Origin of the sequence: Citrobacter sp. CK185 (genome assembly GCF_030333565.1) — a bacterium.
In the GTDB taxonomy this organism is placed as follows: domain Bacteria; phylum Pseudomonadota; class Gammaproteobacteria; order Enterobacterales; family Enterobacteriaceae; genus Citrobacter_B; species Citrobacter_B koseri.
Map to the genome: position 1 here is coordinate 89,067 of NZ_JAOWFR010000022.1, position 23,413 is coordinate 112,479.

Here is a 23,413-nt window from a genome sequence, read left to right on the forward strand (position 1 = left end):
GGCCGGATAAGGCCTTGAGCCGCCATCCGGCAAATTGCCTGATGGCGCTGCGCTTATCAGGCCTACAGGGTTAGGGCGATAAGCGCAGCCACCTTCACCGATTAATACTGATTAAACATCGTCTGGATCTGTTGCGGATCTTTGGTTTGCGTCAGCGCCAGTTGCAACAGCACGCGCGCTTTTTGCGGGTTCAACGAACCGGAAGCGACAAACCCGTATTTCGCGTCATCGACTTCAGCATCCTGCGTGGTGGCGCCAGTCGGTACACGAGAAGAACGCACGACAACCGTGCCTTTATGCGCAGCAGTCGCCAGCGTATCGAAAACCGTTTTGTACAGGTTGCCGTTACCCACACCCGCGCTCACTATCCCTTCGTAACCCGCATCCACCAGCGCTTTCGCCGGCAGATCGGACGCATTCGCGTAATTATAAATAATCCCGACTTTCGGCAGCTCAGTCAGCTTAGAAACGTCAAACGGCGTGGAAGTGGTGTGCTTGCGCGCTGGCGTACGCTGATAATCGATTTTACCGTTGTGAATGTAGCCCAGCGGCCCGTAATTCACAGACTTGAAGGTGGCGACATCGGTGGTATTGGTCTTGGTGACGTCACGGCCGTCCAGCACAGTGTCGTTCATCACCACCAGTACGCCGCGATTCGCGGACGCTTTATCCGCCGCAGTAACCACGGCGTTATAGAGGTTGAACGGGCCGTCGGCGCTCATTGACGTCGACGGACGCATCGCCCCGACCAGCACTACCGGTTTATTACACTTGACGGTCAGGTCGAGGAAATAAGCCGTCTCTTCCATCGTATCAGTACCGTGGGTGATCACGAAGCCATCGGTGTTATCGCAGTCGGTATTGATTTTCTTCGCCAGCGTTAACCAGACTTCATCGTTCATATCCTGCGAACCGATATTGACGACCTGCTCACCTTTTACAACTGCAATATCCTTTAACTGAGGCACCGCGTCCACCAGGCTTTCGACGCCAACTTTACCCGCCGTATAATTTGATTTTGTCGCGGAGTCACCGCCACCGGCAATGGTTCCCCCGGTCGCCAGAATAGTGACATTCGGCAAAGCCAGCGCCGCGCCGCTGCAACCCATTACCAGAGCGGCGAGTACCGTTTTCCTGAAAAACTCCATGTTATTTCTCCAGTTACGTGAATTTGACGCATTATCCCAATGTCGAAGATGAATAATGTGACGTCTTCCAATTAACCAGATAAATATCTTTTTACGTTTGTGGTTTTTAGAGATGGATATCAAAACGGCGGGGTATGACAACATAAAACGGCACAGCAGGCGCTGTGCCATAGACAAGAGTTTTATTTCAGGCTGCTCACCAGCGCTTTGCGGCTGTCTTCCAGCGTCACAACGCGACTGCACACATCTTTGCCGAACTGCTGGAAGTCTTTTTCCTGATTCTTCCATTCATTCTGAATCGACGTTTGCAGACCGCCGAGGCTACCCAGCACGCCCTGCAACGGATTACCGCCACCTTTGAGCACCGCTTTCGCGCCCATTTCGTTGATGCTGTCCTGCAAAATGCCGCCCATCGCCTGATTCACCAGTTGCTGGCCGTCGGCGCGCACCTGATCAATCGCCTTGTAGTGGAAGGTCAGGCCGTCAGTACGATGCTCAATGATGCGGTTCATCTGCTCTTTCAGTTGTGCATCGAGCTTGGTCAATCGACCACGCATATTGCTGCTTTCGCCCACTTCCTGCGCGATGATTTTATCCAGCGCCACGCGGCCTTTCTCGACGCGGCTTCTGGCGCCCTCATCGATCCACGGCAGCGCGCTGCGCAATTCCGCCTGGTAATCTTTCGCCTGTTCGCGCTGCGCGGCGCTAAGGGTGTACTGTTTGCCGTTAAACATTACGTTGCCGTCCGGCGCGATCACCAGGTTGCCGTTTTCGCCTTTTACCTGAACCGTTTGCGGGCTGAGAATCACATCGTCACGCGGAGTGACGCTGCATTGATAATCTGCGTGTGCGGCCATCGCCGTCAACGAAAGAACTGCCGCCAGCAGCGTTTTGCGCATCATAACTTTCCCTCAAGACAAATCGGGCCAGCAAATGCTGGCCCCGTATGCTTTATTAGTCCCACCAAACGTCGAAAAGTTCGCTGGTGCGCACGTCTTCAAGTTTGTGTTCTTCCAGCCACTTACGCACAATCGCCTGATGTTCTTCGGTGCATTTGCCGATTTCCTGCATGCAGATCAGCCCTTCCCAGGACAGATAACCGCTGCCGTCAAACGCCAGTTTATTTGGCTCAATAACGTCATTGATAAAGTCATCGACAATTTTATCAACCTGCTCTTCAGAAGTGCCTTCCGGGAAACGCCATGCAACCGAAAACCCTAATTCCTGGAATTCGTCGATATGCATTTTTTTACGCAAACGACGACTACGGTTCTTTGCCATTATTTCACCCTCTCGAACATTAAGTCCCATACGCCGTGGCCAAGACGATGACCACGTTGTTCAAATTTGGTTACCGGGCGCGATTCCGGGCGCGGTACATAATCGTTACTCTCTGACAGGTTTTTGTACCCGTCGATGGAGGACATCACTTCCAGCATATGCTCCGCATAGGCTTCCCAGTCGGTCGCCATATGGAACACACCGCCCAGCTTCAGTTTGCTTTTCACCAGTTCGGCAAACGGAACCTGAACGATACGGCGTTTATTATGACGCGCTTTATGCCACGGGTCAGGGAAAAAGAGCTGAACCATCGATAAAGAATTGTCAGGAATCATTTTATGCAGCACTTCAACCGCGTCATGACACATCACACGCAGGTTCCCCACGCCTTCTTCGTGCGCAGACGCCAGACATGCGCCAACGCCAGGCGAATGCACTTCAATACCGAGGAAATTTTGTTCCGGGCGGGCTTTCGCCATCGCCACCAGCGAGGCGCCCATACCAAAACCAATCTCAAGCGTAACCGGCGCGTCGCGGCCAAACAGCGTGGCGAAATCCACCGGTTCTTCGCTGAATTCAACGCCCATCACCGGCCAGTAGTTTTCCAGCGCGTGTTCCTGCCCTTTCGTCAGTCGCCCCTGGCGACGAACAAAGCTACGAATTCGGCGCAACGGGCGGCCGTTTTCATCAAATTCCGGTGAAATGACGTCGTTCTTCATAAAAGTTAAGTCTGCTTGTGATTGAGTTCCGAAAACGGGCATTATCCAAAGTTAGTTGCCGGATGCAAGTAAAGGAAGAGAGTGATCACAGGAAAGTTCCGGTTTACACCTCGTTGCCTCTGTGCTGCAATCTTGCCCCCAGCAATTTTAAAGCGATGACCATGCAAGCGTCTCAATTTTCGGCTCAGGTTTTGGGCTGGTACGATAAATACGGGCGGAAAACCCTGCCCTGGCAAATTGACAAGACGCCCTACAAAGTATGGCTCTCGGAAGTGATGTTGCAACAGACGCAGGTTGCGACAGTTATCCCCTATTTCGAACGTTTTATGTCGCACTTTCCAACGGTGACGGATTTAGCCAACGCGCCGCTGGATGAGGTTCTGCATTTGTGGACGGGCCTCGGCTACTACGCCCGCGCGCGCAATCTGCATAAGGCGGCGCAACAGGTGGCGACGCGGCACGGCGGCCGGTTCCCGGAAACGTTCGACGAGGTCGCCGCCCTGCCTGGCGTAGGCCGCTCCACCGCCGGCGCGGTTCTCTCGCTCTCTTTGGATAAACATTTTCCGATTCTCGACGGCAATGTTAAACGCGTGCTGGCACGCTGCTATGCTGTCAGCGGCTGGCCGGGGAAAAAAGAGGTTGAGAAACGGCTGTGGGATCTGAGCGAACAGGTTACGCCTGCCAACGGCGTGGCGCGTTTTAACCAGGCGATGATGGATTTAGGCGCTATGGTGTGTACGCGCTCCAGGCCGAAATGTTCGCTGTGCCCGCTCCAGAATGGCTGCGTTGCCGCCGCGAACGAGAGCTGGTCGCTGTACCCCGGTAAGAAGCCAAAACAGACGCTGCCGGAGCGTACAGGCTATTTTTTGCTGTTGCAGCATAATGACGACGTGTTTCTGGCGCAGCGTCCGCCGAGCGGCTTATGGGGCGGATTATACTGTTTTCCTCAGTTTGAGGATGAAGATGACTTGCGTCAGTGGCTGGCGCAACGGCATATTCAGGCCGATAATCTCTGTCAACTTAATGCTTTTCGCCACACGTTTAGCCATTTCCACTTAGATATTGTGCCTATGTGGCTTCCCGTGTCTTCATTCACCGAGTGCATGGATGAAGGCAACGCGCTCTGGTATAACTTAGCGCAACCGCCGTCGGTCGGACTGGCGGCCCCCGTGGAGCGTTTGTTACAGCAGTTACGTACTGGCGCGCCGGTTTGAGCACCCCGGTCGATAAAGAGGATTTTTTATGAGCAGAACCATTTTTTGTACTTTCCTGCAACGTGAAGCGGAAGGCCAGGATTTTCAGCTGTACCCGGGCGAACTGGGGAAACGCATCTACAACGAGATCTCTAAAGAAGCGTGGGCGCAGTGGCAGCATAAGCAAACCATGCTGATCAACGAAAAGAAACTCAACATGATGAACGTCGAGCACCGCAAACTGCTGGAGCAGGAGATGATCAACTTCCTGTTTGAAGGGAAAGACGTGCATATTGAAGGCTATACGCCGGAAGAGAAAAAATAAGCATCTCTTGCTGGCAATCTCGTAGGCCGGATAAGGTGCTTGCACCGCCATCCGGCAAAACGATACAACAACAAACACAACACGCACTCCCGGAATGATGAAAAAATTTTTCGCGCTTGCTCTTGTTGCGCCGTTGCTCATCTCCTGTTCCAGTTCGACCAAAAAAGGCGATACCTATAATGAAGCCTGGGTCAAGGATACCAACGGTTTTGATATTCTGATGGGGCAGTTTGCCCATAACATTGAGAATCTGTGGGGGTTCAAGGAAGTGTTGATCGCGGGTCCGAAGGACTACGTGAAGTACACTGACCAGTATCAGACCCGCAGCCACATCAACTTTGACGACGGTACCATCACCGTCGAAACCATTGCCGGAACAGAGCCCGCCGCGCACCTGCGTCGCGCGATCATCAAGACGCTGTTAATGGGCGACGATCCCGGTTCGGTCGACCTCTACTCCGACGTCGATGATATTCAGATCTCCAGAGAGCCGTTCCTGTATGGTCAGGTGGTCGATAATACCGGGCAACCCATTCGCTGGGAGGGACGCGCAACCAACTTCGCTGACTATCTGCTGAAAACGCGTCTTAAGAGTCGCAGTAACGGTCTGCGCATCATCTACAGCGTGACGATCAATCTGGTGCCGAACCACCTGGATAAACGTGCGCATAAATATGTTGGCATGGTTCGCCAGGCCTCACGCAAATACGGCGTTGATGAGTCGCTGATTCTGGCGATTATGCAAACCGAGTCCTCTTTCAACCCGTATGCGGTCAGCCGTTCCGACGCGCTGGGGCTGATGCAGGTAGTACAGCACACCGCCGGGAAAGACGTATTCCGTTCACAGGGGAAATCGGGCACGCCAGGCCGCAGTTTCCTGTTCGATCCTGCCAGCAACATTGATACCGGCACCGCTTATCTGGCGATGCTCAACAATGTCTATTTAGGCGGCATTGATAATCCAACATCGCGTCGTTACGCGGTGATCACCGCCTATAACGGCGGTGCAGGCAGCGTGCTGCGCGTTTTCTCTAACGATAAGGTTCAGGCGGCAAACATTATCAACAGTATGTCCCCGGGCGATGTGTACCAGACATTAACCACGCGACATCCTTCTGCGGAATCGCGTCGCTATCTGTATAAGGTCAATGCCACCCAGAAATCCTACCGTCGGAAGTAATCTCGCCGTTCCCGCCCCCGATCGCACTGGGGCGGGAAGGCCGAAAAGTGTTAACTCCATCACTCTTTTGCTTTGCAATTAGAAATTGTTTGCAAATATTTGTCACAGGTAACAAAAAATACCCTTTCCTCATTGATAGAATCACATCATATTGCAACGGCAAATGTGCCTTTTAAAACATTCATCCGCTATATGGTGTGAGGAAATTAACATGAATCTTAAGCTGCAGCTGAAAGTCCTCTCCTTTCTGCAGTTCTGCCTGTGGGGAAGCTGGCTTACCACCCTCGGCTCATATATGTTTGTCACCCTTAAATTCGACGGTGCATCCATCGGTGCTGTGTATAGCTCGCTGGGGATTGCCGCCGTCTTTATGCCCACGCTGTTAGGGATTGTGGCCGACAAATGGTTGAGTGCGAAATGGGTATACGCCATTTGCCACGTCGTTGGCGCTGCAACATTGTTCATGGCTGCCGAAGTGACCACGCCAGGCGCCATGTTCTTTGTGATCTTGCTTAACTCGCTGGCCTATATGCCAACGTTAGGGTTGATCAACACCATCTCCTACTACCGCCTGCAATCCGCAGGGATGGACATCGTCACCGACTTCCCGCCTATTCGTATCTGGGGCACCATCGGCTTTATTATGGCGATGTGGGGCGTAAGCTTCTCTGGCTTTGAACTGAGCCATATGCAGCTGTACATCGGCGCGGCGCTTTCCGTCATTCTGGTACTGTTTACGCTTACGCTGCCGCACATTCCGGTTGCCAGACAGCAGAAGAACCAAAGCTGGACTTCAATGCTGGGGCTGGATGCTTTCGCGCTGTTCAAAAACAAACGCATGGCGATTTTCTTTATCTTCTCCATGATGCTGGGCGCCGAGCTGCAAATTACCAATATGTTCGGTAACACCTTCCTGCACAGCTTTGATAAAGATCCGCTGTTCGCCAGCAGCTTTATCGTGCAGCATGCCTCGGTCATGATGTCGATTTCGCAAATTTCCGAGACGCTGTTCATCCTGACCATTCCGTTCTTCTTAAGCCGTTACGGTATTAAGAACGTCATGCTGATCAGTATCGTGGCCTGGATGCTGCGCTTTGGCCTGTTCGCTTATGGCGACCCAACGCCGTTCGGTACCGTGCTGCTGGTTCTGTCGATGATTGTTTATGGCTGCGCCTTCGACTTCTTCAACATCTCCGGTTCGGTGTTTGTGGAAAAAGAGGTACGCCCTGAAATCCGCGCCAGTGCGCAGGGCATGTTCCTGATGATGACTAACGGCTTCGGTTGTATCCTTGGCGGCGTCGTGAGCGGTAAAGTGGTGGAACACTACACCCTGAACGGCATTACCGACTGGCAGACCGTGTGGCTGATTTTCGCAGGCTACTCTCTGGTTCTGGCCTTTGCGTTCGTGGCGCTGTTTAAATACAAACACGTTCGCGTTCCGGCAGGCGCGCAGACTATCGCGCATTAATCTTTACGCCGGATGGCGCTAATGCTTATCCGGCCTACAAGGGAGTCGCCCCATAGGCCGGATAACGCGAACTTATTTCAGCACATAGCCATACAGACGTTTAATCCCATCGGCATCAGTTTCGCTGTAAACTCCCTGCAACTCAGGCGAGAAGCCGGGTAGCAAATTGACGCCCTCTTCCAGCGCCAGGAAGTAGCGCTGCACCGCCCCACCCCACACTTCACCCGGCACGACGCACAGCACGCCCGGAGGATATGGCAGCGCACCTTCTGCCGCGATACGCCCTTCAGCGTCACGAATACGAACTAACTCAACATCGCCGCGAATAAAAGCGCTATTGGCATCCTGCGGATTCATCGCCACCGCAGGCAGGCTCTCTTTGCGGAACATCGCTTTTTGCAGATCTTTCACGTCAAAACTGACGTACAGATCGTGCATCTCCTGGCATAACTGGCGCAGGGTGTAGTCGCGGTAACGTACCGGATATTTGTTAAAGATGGTCGGCAGCACATCCGCCAGCGGCGTGTCGTCTTCGATATGTTGTTCGAACTGGGCCAGCATCGCCACCAGTTGCGCCATTTTGGCTTCGCTTTCGGCAGGCGTCAGCAGGAACAAAATCGAGTTGAGATCGCATTTTTCCGGCACGATGCCGTTCTCACGCAGATAGTGCGCCAGAATGGTGGCCGGGATACCAAAGTCGGTATAGCGCCCGGTTTCAGCATCAATGCCCGGCGTGGTCAGCAGCAGTTTGCACGGATCGACAAAATACTGATCCTCCGCATAGCCTGCAAAGCCATGCCATTTCGCCCCGGGTTCAAAGCTGAAGAAGCGTCGATCGCTGGCAATCAGTTCCGTTGGATGATCCTGCCACGGTTTACCGTCCACAAGCGGCGGAATGAATGGCTGAAGCAGTTTGCAGCGGGCGAGTATCGCCTTGCGCGCCTCGATGCCCAGCGCCACGCACTCTGCCCACAGGCGGCGACCGCTCTCCCCTTCATGGATTTTGGCATTGACATCCAGCGCAGCAAACAACGGGTAGAACGGACTGGTGGAAGCATGCAGCATAAAGGCGTTATTCAGGCGCTTGTGCGGGCAAAAACGCGCCTGACCGCGAATGTGGTTGTCCTTTTTGTGAATCTGCGAGGTTTGCGAGAAACCAGCCTGCTGCTTGTGTACCGACTGCGTAACAAAAATTCCCGGATCGTTTTCGTTCAGCGCCAGCAGTAGCGGCGAACCGTCCGCCATCATCGGAATAAATTGCTCATACCCGACCCAGGCGGAGTCAAACAGGATGTAATCACACAGACTGCCGATTTTGTCGATGACCTGACGGGCGTTGTAGATCGTGCCGTCATACGTCCCCAGTTGAATGACGGCCAGACGAAACGGGCGCGGCCGATCGGCTTTCTGCGGGGCGACCTCGCGGATCTGCTCACGCAGGTATGCCTCGTCAAAACAGTGCTCATCAATGCCGCCGATAAAACCAAACGGGTTACGCGCGGCTTCGAGATAGACCGGCGTGGCGCCCGCCTGAATCAACGCCCCGTGGTGGTTTGATTTATGGTTGTTACGATCGAACAGCACCAGATCGCCGCGCGTCAGCAGCGCGTTGGTCACAACCTTATTCGCCGCCGAGGTGCCATTCAGCACGAAATACGTTTTATCCGCATGAAAGACTTTCGCCGCAAACTTCTGCGCATGCTTGGCCGATCCCTCATGAATGAGCAGATCCCCCAGCTTTACGTCGGCGTTGCACATATCCGCCCGAAAGAGGTTTTCGCCGAAGAAGTCATAAAAATGCCGACCGGCCGGGTGTTTTCTGAAAAACTCACCGTGCTGATGGCCCGGGCAGGCAAAGGTGCTGTTACCCATATCGACATACTGGGTCAGCGTGTCATAAAACGGCGGCAGCAGATTCTCTTCATAACGGCAGGCGGCCGACTCCAGTTCCAGCCAGTCCTGCGCGTTGCCGCTTATCACCGCCTCAACACCGGCAGGCGCATCAACATGATCGTCAGAGAGAATAAACACCGGCAAATGAAAACCGGTGCGTTTAAGCAATGCCAGGATGCCGCTGCGACTATCCGCAACGGTAATGACGACTGCCGCGACATCAGTAAAGTCAGTGCCGTCCAGCGCCACCACATGGCGGTGGGTAGACAGGCGGGAGACCAGTTCACCACTGGCGGCAATATTCATTGATTTCATAAGCGCAAAAACCCGTTTCGGGAGAATAGAAGTCCCGGGCAAGGTAACATTACCCTGCCCCACGAAATGTTGGGTCAAACTGGTCACCAGCTCCGACCGCCAGACATCAGTAAAAGCAGACAGCCTCTGATCTTACTGTTGTCCCGCAGTGAGCGTGCGCTGCCCTCACCGCATGGTGAGAGAATGAAGGGAGATCAAAGAAAGGGGCAATCGTCGCGCAGAAAGGCGAAGTTGAAGGCGATGTAAGGGTAATATGGTCATCCCAGGCAGCCCCGTACAAACAGGAGAAAATTCGCGCAATCATGGCACCTTTCCCCTGGGGGCGCAAGATCAAATCCCGGACATACGCGCCATCGACAAACGCGCATAATGCGTGATATTCGGGGCATAATAATGCAATCAGATAAAACAAATAACAGGAGCGACTGTGGTAATCGGGCCTTTTATTAACGCCAGCGCCGTTTTAGCTGGAGGCGTGCTTGGCGCGCTTCTCAGCCAGCGTTTACCGGAACGGATTCGTGTCTCAATGACCTCTATTTTCGGGCTGGCATCGCTGGGGATCGGTATTTTACTGGTCATAAAATGCGCTAATCTTCCGGTGATGGTTCTGGCAACAATCATCGGCGCGCTTATCGGCGAGTTTTGTTACCTGGAAAAAGGCATCAACACGGCGGTGACGAAAGCGCAGCAACTGATTAAGAAACCGGGGAAGAAAGCCGTCCACGACATCTTTATTCAGAACTATGTCGCCATTATTGTTCTTTTTTGCGCCAGCGGAACCGGCATTTTCGGCGCGATGCATGAAGGCATGACCGGCGACCCGAGCATTCTCATCGCAAAATCGTTTCTCGATTTCTTCACGGCCATGATCTTCGCCTGCTCGCTGGGAGTCGCCGTCGCCGTTATTTCCGCCCCTATGTTGGTTATCCAGCTATTGCTCGCCACCTGCGCGGCCTTAATTTTACCGCTCACCACCCCGGCGATGATGGCAGATTTTAGTGCCGTAGGCGGATTACTGCTGCTGGCGACCGGTCTACGTATTTGCGGAATCAAGATGTTTGCGGTGGTCAATATGCTCCCCGCCCTGCTCCTGGCGATGCCGCTTTCCGCCGCGTGGACCGCGTTTTTTGCCTGAAAATGCGTGCAATACCAACAATCTGGTGATAGATTGTGCAGTCTGCATGGATTTGAAGAAATTTCGTTGACGAAACGAAGCGAATCGGTTTTAATGCGCCCCGTTGCCCGGATAGCTCAGTCGGTAGAGCAGGGGATTGAAAATCCCCGTGTCCTTGGTTCGATTCCGAGTCCGGGCACCAAATTCATATCAACGGACCTCCACGGAGGTCCGTTTTTGCTATTCCTCTTCCTTTGGCTCATAACTGTCTTCCCCATGTTCACATGAACACCGCCGTTGCCTCTGACAGCGACAACAGCGTTTGCATTGGTCGATTCAAATTGTTAGCGACCCGGAGACAGCTTTGCACCATGCCAGAAACTGGCTCCTTGTTTTGAAACCTGCCTTTTTTCTAATATTCGATTGATGGGTATATACCGTTTTTCTGCTTATTCTTGTCATTAGACGAACTCCTGGCATGCTGTCAGAATATTTCATCAACCGAATGATACCGAGTTCCCTTAATGTTAATTCACTGATGAGCTGGCAGTATCGACATGTTTCATCAGATTTTCTTTGTAGCGTACATTTTAACGCCTCACGAATATCTGAAGTATTATCCTGCAACGATATAGTTCCGCAGGAAGATATTCCCCACGAACTAAGTGGTATAATCACAACATCATCAGATAACTGTCGGCAGTAACATGCAGTGATCAAATCAATATCTTGCACAAATAACATTCTTCTTTGTTCTGTTGCAGGAATAATGGATTTAACCAGTTCATTTAAGCCTGACAGCGCGAATTGATCTAATGGCGTTGTTATCATATTGAAAAAACCTATAGGCTGAAGGCCCCCTATGGGGCCTTTACTGATACGGCACACGAAAGTTAAAACTCATAGCGCATGCTAATACCGCCACCCGTGTCACGGTAATTATCGCTGCCGAAGCGGGAACTCACGCCAACCTGTACGCTCAGCTTCTCTATCAGGCTGGCTTCAACACCCAGCTTAGCTTCTCCAATGTCCTTACGGCCCTCGTCGTACAGCGTCACGTCATCCATTCTGACCCCACTTTTCTCACTGTTATGCAGCCAGTTCGCTGCCAGGTAAGGTTTCCAGACGCTCTCCTTACCGGAGCGATGTTCCATAAAGGCCTTCACGCCCAACCGGGACTGCGTATTATTTTCACCCTTACCAGCTACTCGAGTTCCGTTAGTTTCACGGTGCTCATCCATCGTCACCCCGCTCCACACCACCTGTGCCTGTGGCTGGATGAAGACATCATTATGTTTATCTCCCCACAGATGGAATGTATATCCGCCCTCAACTGAGGCCAGCAGGCCATCCGAGTCATACTTCTCTTTCGCAAGTCCTTTTCCCTGCACTTCGTTGTCATACCACGCATATTGCAGCCATGTGTCGATATACGCGCCAGTACGCTGATCCGCATTCCTGAACCAGGTTCCGTATAGCCCAACGCTGTAGCCGCTGACGTTTCCTTCTGAGCGATAACCCGTCAGGGAGGAGTCCGTGGTACTGTGGCTGCTGCCGTAGCCGGCCATCAAACCAGTCCGCCAGATGTCCGTGCCGGTGTAGGTGCCGCTGGCAATATCACCGCCCATCTGGATGACATAGCGATTCTCGTCCGTATTGAGTTGACCGCTGCTGTCCCGGCTGTCAAGGTGTCGCCCTTCCGTACGTATCCACATACTGGTCAGCTTCTTTTCACCAGTGAACGGATCGGTGTACATGCGGTCACCGCCACGGTCCTCAAGCCTGGTCATGAACATCTCATTTGCCGCTGCGAGGTTGGTCATGTAACTACCGGCCTCCGGGCGGGAGATGCTGGTATTCGGGAATACAGGTGGTGACGGTGGTTCTGTCGGATCAACCGGCCCTATTGGGTCCACAGGTTCTGTCGGATCAACCGGCTCTGTTGGGTCTACGGGTTCTGTCGGGTCAACCGGCTCTGTTGGGTCCACAGGTTCTGTGCTGCTGGTCAGGTACCAGTTATTACTGTTACCTCCATTGCCGCCCTGCACAAGGTTATAATCATAAGCGCCGGCAACAATACGACCGCGCTGGATAAATTGACCATCTGAATTACCATCAACGCGAATAATCTCAATGCCTTCGACAGTTTGAGCGCCTTGCCCACCCAGATTATTTACTGTTACGTAGCTGCTACCGTCTGTATCACCTGTGATATGCATACTATCTGTAATAGAAGCATCGCCTGCCAGCTGAGAATTAAAGACCAGAGTTCCTCCCTGACCATGATAATCACCATCGACAGTCAACGTAGTGCCAGCAGATGAAGCGGCTTCATTCATGTAAATGGTACCATCGTGATAGACAGTACCCACCGTTTGAGCATAACCATTTAGATCGAGAACACCATCTTTACCGATGTTAAAATCAGAACCAGCACTAAATGCGTTATCGCTACCAGCGCGTAAATACCCACCATGAAGATTAGTGTTTCCTGTGTAGTCATTACCACCCTGTAAAGTCGTCGAACCACTCCAGATATTTACCGTCCCGTCACCTGTAATTTGGGAAAGAAATTTATAATCATCGCTGGTATGTGAGAAATTGATCATACCAGCTCCATTGCCAAACTTAATAACTCTGGAGTTAACGTAACCTGGGGCGCTGTTGTTACCTATATTCAACACACCGTTACTGCCTTGCTGATCCGCAATCAAAAACTCACTGGTAGTATTTATCTCGCCACCATCTGAAACAGTCATTATTGCCGATCCAGATTGAGCAAGAGTCAGAGAGTTAGTACTCAGGGAAGAGTTTTGACCAGAAACATTTATTTCACCATGCCCCCCTAAGACGCTTGACAAAAGACGAAAAGATGTAACAATACCACCATTAGTAATATTAAGTACCCCATCACCTCCTGCCCGCTCACCGACTATCGCTATTGTCCCCGGCCCAAAAACATTGACTCTCGAGTTGTCAACATTAACAATCCCTTGCCCCATCGTGTAACCAATATATAAATAAGTGGTACTGACCTCAGAATTGCGGATATCCAGCTGCCCGGTCCCCCGATTAGTACCCACAAGGATCGCCTCAGTCGACAGACTGGACTCACTAAGAGTCCCATGGCCGTTACCATACAGATAACCAATTAACAGATTTTTTGTATTAATTTCTGAAGATACTGCGTTAAGAAATCCAGTATATTCCGTACTCCCGCCGCCAACTGTAATTTCAGAGGCATCGACTGTTGCATTTAAAAGGGAGAGTCTTCCTGTCAAGCTCTCCCCTCCAAGGTCCGGTTCGGCAATGCCTACGCGAAGCGTGTTGGCGACGACGAGCTTCGCATCATTAACGGCAAGGTGATAGTTATTATCAATACTACTGACTGAGATATCATCAGTAATTATTGGAAAGTGTCCATTAGGACCATCTATATATACCTCATCATTTTCGCCAGGCAATATTCCGATATCCCAGTTTTGGCTATCTGACCAGTCACTGGTATTTCCTGTCCAATAGACAGGAGCAGCTTCTGCTCCTACAGACAACACAAAAGAGACAGCACAACTCAGATACTTCTTTTTCACAATTACTCTCACTCCAGACAAAAGAGACGACTATTGCTTGATAGTCATCAATCCGAAAAAAAATTACAGATAATTACTGCAACGACAGCTAAATCATAAATGAAAACATGTCTCATATAATCTGTAGCAATAATATTATAATCTCACACAATTGTTGGATTTAATTGCAGCAACATTTGACATTTTCACTTCTTAGTTATTAAGAACAGTTATAACTCCATTAGCTAACATGCTGTTTATTAAAACAGTAAAGCCCTTGATATCTCTGGGTCGCAACAAAGATTGCGGAGATGCTGGACATGACTGTTAAATTTCCGCCCTATTACTCCTGTGATATTTCGTAAAGTAGTCTATTTATATGTAAAGCTAGCATGAACCAGATACAAAGCACTGTGGTAAAGTATCAAGCCAGTTTATTAACATCAGGATACAGGAATAATATAGCGATATTCAGTAAATCTGTTATGAGTTAAAAAACATTCCAGATCCCAATTACAGTTCCATCCGGTGAATAATTCCGACATACTTTTCATGTTAGCTGACAACGCTATATAGAAAGGGTTAACAAACATTCCCTCTGCATAAAAACAGGCTATTTTATTTGAGTGTAAGCAAAATTCAGCATTCTCCAGTCCAGCAATACCATCAGGTTGTTCTGCTAATCCAACAAAATATTTTATATCTACTTCTCTCTCGCTTCGCCATGAAGGTGAATATTGGGAAGTGGCATAATAATGCTCGGGTGTATATCCCAGATGTTGAAAGAACTTTTTCCTAAAACGCTTCCGCTGATTGAAGTGCGGTTTATCAAAATCAATAGCATCTACACTATAGTTAAAATATTGACCGTATAATCTGATACTGGCATTATCAATCATACTGATAGTTTTAATTTCACATGGAATCTTAAACACTTCGGCCTTTGCAATCGTGTTGCTGACATTTAAAACTCCTTTTCTCCTGAAATCCTGGGGGGAAACCCCAAAAGTATTTTTAAAAGAACGTGAAAAGGCACTTATTGAATTAAACTTTAAAACCTCAGAAATATATCCAACACTGGCTCTGGTAAAACATAGAAATACGCCAGCCTTAAACATTCGTCGACCACGAACATATTTTGATAATGAATCACCGGTAATATCTTTAAATACTTTTTGTAAGTAGCTACTGCTATACCCGGATTTTTGACTAAGCAATTCTATCGTTAACTCTTCGGAAAGGTGATCTTCGATCCACTGCAACAATGCATGCACATGTATTAAATAATTTACATTCATAATACCTCCCATCAGGCAATGAGGTGGCGTAATTATTAGTATAGCTCACTAATCCCCATTTTGATTTTCATTATATTGGTTCCCGATAACAGAGTTCATTAGCCCAGAAACAGATCTCTCAAGTTAGAAAACAAGGATGGCAATGCAACCAAACATAGTAATTACATCCGGTTGCGTTCGCTGATTAATATTAATGATCAAGATAAATATAATGCATCCAGCTTGTCATACGCAAAAGCACCTTACGTAATACGGAAACATGCGAGAAATGTTCCGAATATGCAGCTACCTGCGCAGAAACACCGTCGGGTAACACATCAATATATTCATTATGTTCAAGTTCAATAGTTACCATCACCCCATCCATTGCCGGTGTAACGGTTAGTGCCTGTAGTGTGCCCTCGGCCTGGTAAGCTCCCCCGGCACAACAGGAAGAATACTCATTAATTTCCCTTCAAACACTTTTCCTGGCAGGGCGTTAAACACGACTTCAGCTTCGTCACCAGGTTTCAGACGCAACAATGAGTTCTGACGAAACTGCGCTACAACCTGTCGTTTCTGTTCCGGGATGAAGACCATCACGGGACGAAGCGGTAATGAAGACGCATATGTGCCGGGCTGAATCAACAACTGAGTGACGTATCCATTTCCAGGGGCCCGGACGATTGTTTGTGCAAGATTATATTTCGCTTCAGCAAGTTGCGCTCTCAGACTAACAATCTGGGACTGTTCGCCATTTACCTTACTGTCCAGTTGACTCTGAATCTGAGCCTGTTCGGCAACAGAAGCTTTTACTACTGCATCCTGAGACAGATAACTTTGTCGGGCATTGTCTATATCTCTTTCAGAAAAGGGATTTACCTTAGCCTGGCTCCCCTTCACATAGCGTTGATAATCTTTATAAAGACGGTCGCGTTCAACTGAGACTCGTATGGTATTTTCCTGAGCTTCAGACAACTGGGCCTTTAGTACCTCAACATTATGGATGGCCGTGACTAAATCTGCCTGTAAACGCTCGACGCGAGACTGATATTTATCAGGCTCAATTTTAAAAAGTACTTCTCCTTTTTTAATTAGTTGATTTGGTTTGTCAATGACTTCAATTACCCTTCCCGTAACCTGAGGGATCACAGGAACAGAAATCACTGCTTTTTGGGCAGTAAATGTATAGGGATGGTTATAGTTCATTAATAAAATAAGCCCACTAACCAGCCCTATACCGCCCAGAGCAGCTGACGAAAGTGTCCACTGATTTACTGGTATCCTGAATAATTTAAAAACTGTCCATGCCAGTGCAATATAGGTCAGTATAATAAGCAAATCCACAATTAAATCTCCGATGATTCTTTATCTATTTTGTTATGTGTTTTATTTACCAATGTCTCCAGATCTGCAATACGTTTTGTTAATGCGTCTATATCAGGATTTCTTTCAGACTGAGCGGCATTCGCCTGCATGCCCCACCCACGTTCTGGTTGATAGAGCGTGGCCCAGATCCACAAAAAAGGCCAGATGATATGCAGTGTAAACAAGCTAACCCAGCCAGCTGTATGGATCGCGTCAGCATGAGGATGATTACGTTTTTTTGCAATAATATAAGGAATATCATGAATCATGATGACCCCATAAAAAATTATCAGGAATACAAAAAACAGCATTCCTAAAGAGAAATAGTTCAGGAACATACACCCTCACTGAATTATATTTTAAAAATGTAATTAACTACATTATTTCAAATAAATGGATTCTCAGTTTATAGCTAAGGTACTTATGATGGCGCTACAATGAAATAAAATATCCAGGGCCGTAGCCCTGTTCTTGTCTACAACATAACCCAAAATTACAGGTTAAAAACAGCTGCATCGGAAGCCATTTTATCAATCACCGCTTTCAAATCATCAACTGTAAGTAACTGGTTACTGTTCGGAAGATCTTTACCCTGCCCCTTTCTCAGCACTTTAGCTACGGCATTTCCACTTTGTGAATCAATCAATTCACCTTCAAAGTAGAGTCTGGTTTCCTGAGTCCTGTATCCGCTAATTACCTGTGTTCCTGCCAGCACCATCGCTATCGGGATTACCTCATAAAACTGTAATCCCATATTACTGGTATCAACAGCAGTAATTGCCCCTCTGAAGATCAAGGTGCCAGAGCCTGGTTTATCAACCAGCATAAAGCGCTTTGCGGCGGCTGTTTTCATACTCTGATTAGTGTAATCCAGAATCCCCTGTAGAACAGCTTCACCTACCTGAGTTGATGAGCGAGGCTCAGGATAATAGACAACAGGTTCATAAATAATTTTGGAATAATTTTCCAGATGAGCATTAGAATCGATCCAGCGCATAACTGGCACACCGGTAGTAGAAATGGCTGGTTTCAAGGATGAATAATCCTTCAGGAACCCTGAATATTGCTCTGGTTTTACTCTGTCATTTGCACAACCAGTTAGTAATGATGTTACCACTATGATGGTAGCAACATATTTCATACTCATTATAACCTCCATGAAAATAATCCTGTGTTGTGTGCTTCCCGGTTCAGACTGATTGAACAAATAAAAGAAGAATAGAAAACAGGAATAAATAATAATATATAAAGTTACATAACATAATTACTTTTTTGGGATACAGACACACAGCCCCGAGCCTTTAAAATAACGTATCATATTGATTTAAATGAAATAAATTCATATATACAGATGTTTTCATACCACAAATTCCCATACAAAAAAGTTGAAAATGTAAAATCGAACTTTTCAACGCCAGAGAATATCTGATAGCTGGAGAATAATAACTCCCGATATCTCCTGGTAGCCATATCCCGGCTTAAAGCCGGATAAATCAAATTCATCTACTCATCTTTTGACAGCGCGTCCATTGCAGATGTGGCTGCACCAACGCCCGGCAGAGCCCCAGATCCGCTACCGACCCGTCGATCACAGCAGTACGTCTGGTAGCCAATGACCACCTGAGTCATCACGATATAAATCCATCTCCCGTCTCGTTTAGGCTATTATCGTTAGTATATATTGTATTCAGAATGACAACTTTCAGGATGAATATGAGTAAGTTACGCACTGCAATTATCGTGGATGATCATCCCCTCGCGCGTCTGGCTATCCGTGGAGTGCTGGAGAAACAGCGCATTACTGTAATCAACGAATATGAAGACGGGGCGACTGCGCTGGAAGCGTTAACAAAAACGGCTGCGGATATTGTTGTCGTGGATGTCGAGATCCCCGGAGTGAATGGCGTCGAACTGGTAGAAAAGCTCAGAGCACGGCAGTTCACCGGAGTGCTGATCGTCGTGTCCGCGAAAAACGATCGTTACTACAGCAAACGTTGCGCTCAGGTGGGCGCTAACGCTTTCATCAGTAAAAAACAGGATATGGAAAACATTCTGGCCGCCATTAACGCAGCGCAAAATGGTTATAGCTATTTTCCTTTTTTCCTTGAAGCCCCCTCAGTTGCGTTAACCGATGCACAACGCCTGGAATCCCTCTCGGCACAGGAGATGAAGGTGATGGGCTATATGCTTAATGGTCTTGATAATTCACAAATTGGCGATGCAATGCATATCAGCAGCAAAACGGTCAGCACCTATAAAACACGGTTAATGGAAAAGTTAGGCTGCAAATCATTAATTGAGCTGCTCTCATTTGCCCACCAAAATAAGCTGACCTGATGATGAATAAATGGCCCATATTCGTGCTCATTGTTTTATCGATTACCGGGCGTGGCGTTCATGCCCAGGATGAGCTACCCGTTGAGCTGGAGTTGTCGGGCTACAATTACATTACGCCGGTTCCTGTTTATCTGAGTGAGGATGATAAGCGCTGGCTGAAGCAGAAAAAAACGCTTAAGGTTGCGGTTTATCAACCAGAGCAATCGCCCCTCGTGCAGACCACGCTTACAGGACGTTACCGTGGGATGAATGCCGATTATCTTGCGCTGATTCAGCATTCACTCAACACCCACATCAGCGTGACGGCCTGGAAAAATCAGGAATCGGCAATTCATGCGCTGAAAGCGGGCGAAGTCGATATGGTATTGACCGGTCTGGAGAGTCGCCCTTTCACCGAAGAAGGCATTCTGTCCTCGCAGCCGCTGGTACATTCCTGGCCAAATTTAGTGACGTCGTTAGCCAATGTCATGGTTCCCTTGCAGAGTGCGCAAAGCACCCGTGTCGCTACTGTGAATCACTATCCTGATGAGGGGTTTATTCAGCAGTCATTTCCTAACGCAGAGATCATCAATTATCCCACCTATCAGGAAGCGCTCAGCTCCGTCGCGCATGGGCAAAACGCCTGGTTTGTTGGCGACTCACTGACAACCAGTACCTGGCTATCGCAGGAATTTAGCCTCGCGTTGACGACGGTGAAATACTGGCCTGAACCACAGAAAAAAAGCGCCTTTTTATTTTTGCCAACGCAGGAACGTCTGCTGACAATTGTGAATAACACGCTCAGCGCCATCGATGAAAATGTGCATGGGCAAATAGCCCAGTCAATGATCGATAAAGGCAATCTGTCCTTTCTGTTAGAGCCGCTTAACCTGACCAACCGAGAGAAACAGTGGCTGAAAAGTCATAGCACACTGCGTGTCATCATTAACCCGTGGTTTGCGCCTTACACTATGGTCGACAGTAACCAGGAAACGCGGGGCGTGGTGGGGGATATCCTGAATCTGATCGGTCTGCAAACCGGTATGCAGTTTGAAACCATTGTCGTCAAATCGAACGAAGAAATGGTTTCTGAAATGAAGAAAAACAACTGGCATATTGTGCAGGCCGCAACCTACGACTTGAGCCGTGAAAACGCGCTCTCCTTTACCCATCCCTTTATTACCACCCAATTCGTCACCGTTGTCAGAAAAGAGAATACGCAGGAGACCACGCTACGGGCGGGGATGAGTGTGGCGATCGGCGCCGACCACGCGTTACTGGAAAAGCTTAAAGCCCAACACCCCGGCATCCAATGGAAAGAGGTGGAAAACTCCAGCGTAGCCTTGAATCTCGTGGCGACGGGAAAGGTGGACGCGGCCATTTCAAATCAGCTGACGGCCCGCTATATGAGCGAGCATTATTATCCCGATCAGCTCGCCTGGCTCCCGATTGCTGGTGAAGCGCCGGCGGCAATCAGTTTTGCCGTTCCCCGTTCCGAACCGGAACTTCGGCAGATCCTGGACAAAGCCCTGGATGATATCCCGCAAAAAGAGATTTTCCAGATCGTCAGTAAATGGATACGCCTGCCGGACGTCAAAATTGATACCTGGGAGTTGTATAACAGACCGTTTTATCTGGTGGCGATACTGGCGACGTTGCTGGTGGTGAGCAGCTTGCTGTGGGCCGTTTACCTGTCGCGGAAAGTCCGCCAAAGGAAACGTTCTCAACGCTTACTGGAGGCGGAACGAAACAAGGCACAGCAAGCCAATGAAGAGAAGCGGGAGTTTCTTTCCCATATGAGCCACGAGATCCGAACGCCGGTCAGTGCAATTATGGGATTTCTGGAACTCTTGCAGCTCTCCCCCGCTCGCTTCAGCCCTGAGGATAAAGCATCGGTGGATCAGGCTGCCCAGGCCTCGCGATCATTGTTAAAACTGATTGGCGAGATCCTCGATCTGGAAAAGATTGAATCAGGACTCTTAGACACCGTTCCGCAGTGGGTAAATGTTGATGCTCTGATAAAAGAAAAAATGACGCTGTTTAGCGCACTGGCGGCCCAAAAAGGGATCGACCTGCGTTATGACTCGCAGCTGGACCCGCAAGAGGCGATGCTTCTGGACCCCCAATTGCTGGGGCAGGTACTCACCAACCTCATTGGCAACGCGGTTAAATTTACGCAGCAAGGGTATGTCAGGATTTCGGCGACAAAGTCCAACGCGATGCTGGCGCTCTCGGTAAGTGACTCCGGTCCGGGTATTAGCACTGAAGAACAGAACCGTTTATTCACCGCCTTTAGTCAGGGGAAAGCGGGTAAGCATCATCGCGGTTCGGGCCTGGGGTTAGCGATCAGCCGGGCATTGATGACGCAAATGGGGGGAACCATCGCGCTGCAAAGCGAAATAAACCGTGGAACCACCCTGACGCTGAACCTGCCCGTGCAAACCTCGCGTGATATCACGCCGGTATCTATTGACGCGCCCCCGCCCCCTCCCGTTATTCAGGGGACGCTGCGGGTATTAATCGTTGACGATCATCCCTCCAGTCGACTGCTCCTGAAACGCCAGCTTGCAACGTCAGGTATTGTTGCGGATGAAGCCGAAAACGGCGAAGAGGCCTTACGACACCTTCAGCAACAGCATTATGATTTGCTTATTACCGATCTCAATATGCCCACAATGGACGGCATTGAACTTACCCGTCAGGTACGGAAATTTAATCGCGACCTCACCATCTGGGGGTTGACCGCCTCAGCGCAAGAACATGAACGCGAACGCTGTCTTGCGGCAGGCATGAATGCCTGTATTTTCAAGCCGATTACGTTATCGCAAATCTCGCACTTCCTTTCAGGAATGTGTGAGACAGCCAATACGATGTTTGATATCGAAATGCTGGGTATGCTGGCGCAAGGCAACCGGGCGCTCATGCTTACAGCGTTAAAAGATGCACAGCAGGAGAACCGCCGTGATTTAGTCGCCGCCCGACAAGCGGCGCATACTGAAGATTATCTGACCGTGAAGCGCCATATTCATCGCATTAACGGGACTGCCCAACTGCTGGGCGTTAAGGCATTGATGAAAGTAGCGCAGTCGCTGGAAGACAAACTACCTGACGCCATTTCCGCCGCAGACCTTGCCACAGACCTTGATCGCATCGACGCCTTACTTGATGAATTAGATCAGGCTATCGCAACATTCATTCCATAACCTTCCTACACGCGTAGGCGGCGCCTGACAGAAAAATAAGGTGCCGCTGATGTTGTCCCGTTGTTAACCAGGTAAAATTAGCCTTGTTCTGACGGAATATATTTCGTTAATTAAACCTGGGATATTTCCTAAGAAAAATCCATTTTTACCGTCATTTCAAGTTTCAACTATCAAATGACATCAAACCATTAAACCACACCTATCAATAGCGATAGTGTTAAATTTCATCTTTATGGCACATAAATAGTTTTTTATTTCAATAAAGACGGCAATCACTGGATCGTTGTTCTTTTGAAAGGGAACAAATAGAAGAAACGATCGTTTTTATGATTATATTCGAAATCCATTATTTTTGTGGTGTCATCTGATTTTATTTTCTGTAAATTTCACAAAGAAACATGAGGTGAATTTCTGGCGTTAAATAACCAAAGAGGGCATGCCAAAAAGGGAAGTTTTATGGATTTGTCAAACTCCGTTTTTTCTGATGATTATTTTTTTATCGTCGGTATCAGTACGCTGTTAACATCGGAGTTGATTGATGAAAATTACTACATAGTAGATGTTGAGACAACAAACCTCCTGCAGGTTAAAGAGCATTTTTTTGCAGACAGGAAGATTATTGCGTTTATAAGCAATGATCTTGACTACTATGCATTAAAACATCTACGGAGTATTACGTTTGTTGATAAGCGAAGCCGACTTAATGAAATTCTGTCCTGCCTGTTTGTCAATGATTCCCGATATATTTATCGGGTGAAGTACACGCTTTCAATGCGAGAAAGCGAAGTGCTCTCATGTATGCAAAAAGGGCTTGATGCGAATGAGATTGGTAAACAATTAGGTATGACGGTTAAGACATTTTATGCCCACCGGCGCAGTTTGGTTTTTAAACTTCAGGTCGGCAATCGTATATCTTTGTACCGAACTATCGCACGAGTAGAAAGTTATAAGCAGGACACCTGCGAACACAGTATTTCGTTAATCAGACAATGTCATTCGTCAGATAAGTATTTCACTGGAGGGAATTAGCACATTATTAATTAA

The 23,413-nt window shown here is 48.9% G+C and carries 18 protein-coding genes, 1 tRNA gene and 1 pseudogene; 9 read left to right on the forward strand and 11 right to left on the reverse strand.

Translation table 11 applies throughout. The annotated features are described in order from the left end of the window. Window positions 1-101: 101 nt before the first annotated feature. The 4 genes from ansB to trmB form a co-directional block, all read right to left on the reverse strand. Window positions 102-1,148 (reverse strand): L-asparaginase 2, encoded by a 1,047-nt coding sequence (gene ansB, locus OGV79_RS06180; protein ID WP_049010789.1) that lies wholly within the window; start codon window positions 1,146-1,148, stop codon window positions 102-104. A 182-nt stretch (window positions 1,149-1,330) separates the two neighbouring features. Next, window positions 1,331-2,050, reverse strand: a complete 720-nt coding sequence (locus OGV79_RS06185; RefSeq protein WP_012135073.1) for a YggN family protein — start codon at window positions 2,048-2,050, stop codon at window positions 1,331-1,333. 52 nt (window positions 2,051-2,102) lie between these two features. Beyond that, a complete protein-coding gene (locus OGV79_RS06190; RefSeq protein ID WP_012135074.1) occupies window positions 2,103-2,429 on the reverse strand; it encodes a YggL family protein in 327 nt (108 codons plus the stop codon). After that, window positions 2,429-3,148 (reverse strand): tRNA (guanosine(46)-N7)-methyltransferase TrmB, encoded by a 720-nt coding sequence (gene trmB, locus OGV79_RS06195; protein ID WP_024130937.1) that lies wholly within the window; start codon window positions 3,146-3,148, stop codon window positions 2,429-2,431. The genes OGV79_RS06190 and trmB overlap by 1 nt, the downstream gene beginning before the upstream one ends. Window positions 3,149-3,309: 161 nt before the next feature. Between trmB and mutY the strand changes: the two genes are divergently transcribed. The 4 genes from mutY to OGV79_RS06215 all read left to right on the forward strand — a co-directional run bounded on the left by mutY (window position 3,310) and on the right by OGV79_RS06215 (window position 7,314). Then, on the forward strand, window positions 3,310-4,362 hold the full coding sequence (gene mutY, locus OGV79_RS06200; protein WP_286468162.1) for an A/G-specific adenine glycosylase: 1,053 nt from the start codon (window positions 3,310-3,312) through the stop codon (window positions 4,360-4,362). 28 nt (window positions 4,363-4,390) lie between these two features. Next, complete coding sequence (locus tag OGV79_RS06205) at window positions 4,391-4,666, forward strand: oxidative damage protection protein (RefSeq protein ID WP_012135077.1); 276 nt, start codon at window positions 4,391-4,393, stop codon at window positions 4,664-4,666. A 97-nt stretch (window positions 4,667-4,763) separates the two neighbouring features. Beyond that, window positions 4,764-5,846 (forward strand): membrane-bound lytic murein transglycosylase MltC, encoded by a 1,083-nt coding sequence (gene mltC / locus OGV79_RS06210; RefSeq protein WP_065422798.1) that lies wholly within the window; start codon window positions 4,764-4,766, stop codon window positions 5,844-5,846. Window positions 5,847-6,057: 211 nt separating this feature from the next. Beyond that, window positions 6,058-7,314: a nucleoside permease gene (locus OGV79_RS06215; RefSeq protein ID WP_049010794.1), complete on the forward strand. Its 1,257-nt coding sequence runs from the start codon at window positions 6,058-6,060 to the stop codon at window positions 7,312-7,314. A gap of 72 nt (window positions 7,315-7,386) precedes the next feature. On the opposite strand, the gene OGV79_RS06220 is transcribed toward OGV79_RS06215, so the two are convergent. After that, window positions 7,387-9,522, reverse strand: a complete 2,136-nt coding sequence (locus tag OGV79_RS06220; RefSeq protein ID WP_286468164.1) for an ornithine decarboxylase — start codon at window positions 9,520-9,522, stop codon at window positions 7,387-7,389. A gap of 427 nt (window positions 9,523-9,949) precedes the next feature. Between OGV79_RS06220 and OGV79_RS06225 the strand changes: the two genes are divergently transcribed. Next, a complete protein-coding gene (locus OGV79_RS06225) occupies window positions 9,950-10,657 on the forward strand; it encodes a DUF554 domain-containing protein (protein WP_286468165.1) in 708 nt (235 codons plus the stop codon). Between the two features lie 105 nt (window positions 10,658-10,762). Continuing rightward, window positions 10,763-10,838 (forward strand) — tRNA-Phe (locus tag OGV79_RS06230). Between the two features lie 134 nt (window positions 10,839-10,972). Here OGV79_RS06230 and OGV79_RS06235 read toward each other — a convergent pair. The 6 genes and pseudogenes from OGV79_RS06235 to OGV79_RS06260 form a co-directional block, all read right to left on the reverse strand. Then, window positions 10,973-11,467, reverse strand: coding sequence for a helix-turn-helix transcriptional regulator (locus OGV79_RS06235; RefSeq protein ID WP_123907424.1), 495 nt, complete (start codon window positions 11,465-11,467; stop codon window positions 10,973-10,975). 62 nt (window positions 11,468-11,529) lie between these two features. Next, a complete protein-coding gene (locus OGV79_RS06240; RefSeq protein ID WP_286468166.1) occupies window positions 11,530-14,226 on the reverse strand; it encodes an autotransporter outer membrane beta-barrel domain-containing protein in 2,697 nt (898 codons plus the stop codon). Window positions 14,227-14,648: 422 nt separating this feature from the next. Next, window positions 14,649-15,503, reverse strand: coding sequence for a helix-turn-helix domain-containing protein (locus tag OGV79_RS06245; RefSeq protein WP_286468167.1), 855 nt, complete (start codon window positions 15,501-15,503; stop codon window positions 14,649-14,651). Between the two features lie 190 nt (window positions 15,504-15,693). Continuing rightward, window positions 15,694-16,829, reverse strand: a pseudogene (locus tag OGV79_RS06250) (HlyD family secretion protein). A gap of 2 nt (window positions 16,830-16,831) precedes the next feature. Continuing rightward, window positions 16,832-17,188, reverse strand: a complete 357-nt coding sequence (locus tag OGV79_RS06255) for a DUF3302 domain-containing protein (protein ID WP_286468169.1) — start codon at window positions 17,186-17,188, stop codon at window positions 16,832-16,834. A 155-nt stretch (window positions 17,189-17,343) separates the two neighbouring features. Next, the gene (locus OGV79_RS06260) at window positions 17,344-17,997 is read right to left on the reverse strand and encodes a DUF3313 domain-containing protein (RefSeq protein WP_286468170.1); all 654 of its coding nucleotides are present in this window, start codon (window positions 17,995-17,997) and stop codon (window positions 17,344-17,346) included. 566 nt (window positions 17,998-18,563) lie between these two features. On the opposite strand from OGV79_RS06260, the gene evgA reads away from it, so the two are divergent. The 3 genes from evgA to OGV79_RS06275 all read left to right on the forward strand — a co-directional run bounded on the left by evgA (window position 18,564) and on the right by OGV79_RS06275 (window position 23,398). Next, entirely contained in the window at window positions 18,564-19,187 is a 624-nt protein-coding gene (gene evgA / locus OGV79_RS06265) for an acid-sensing system DNA-binding response regulator EvgA (protein ID WP_371320451.1), read from the forward strand. Further along, window positions 19,187-22,369 carry a response regulator gene (locus tag OGV79_RS06270; protein WP_286468171.1) on the forward strand — a complete coding sequence of 1,061 codons (3,183 nt, stop codon included), beginning with the start codon at window positions 19,187-19,189 and terminating at the stop codon, window positions 22,367-22,369. Before evgA ends, OGV79_RS06270 begins: the two co-directional genes overlap by 1 nt. A gap of 456 nt (window positions 22,370-22,825) precedes the next feature. Beyond that, on the forward strand, window positions 22,826-23,398 hold the full coding sequence (locus tag OGV79_RS06275; RefSeq protein ID WP_012135108.1) for a helix-turn-helix transcriptional regulator: 573 nt from the start codon (window positions 22,826-22,828) through the stop codon (window positions 23,396-23,398). Window positions 23,399-23,413: the final 15 nt, after the last annotated feature.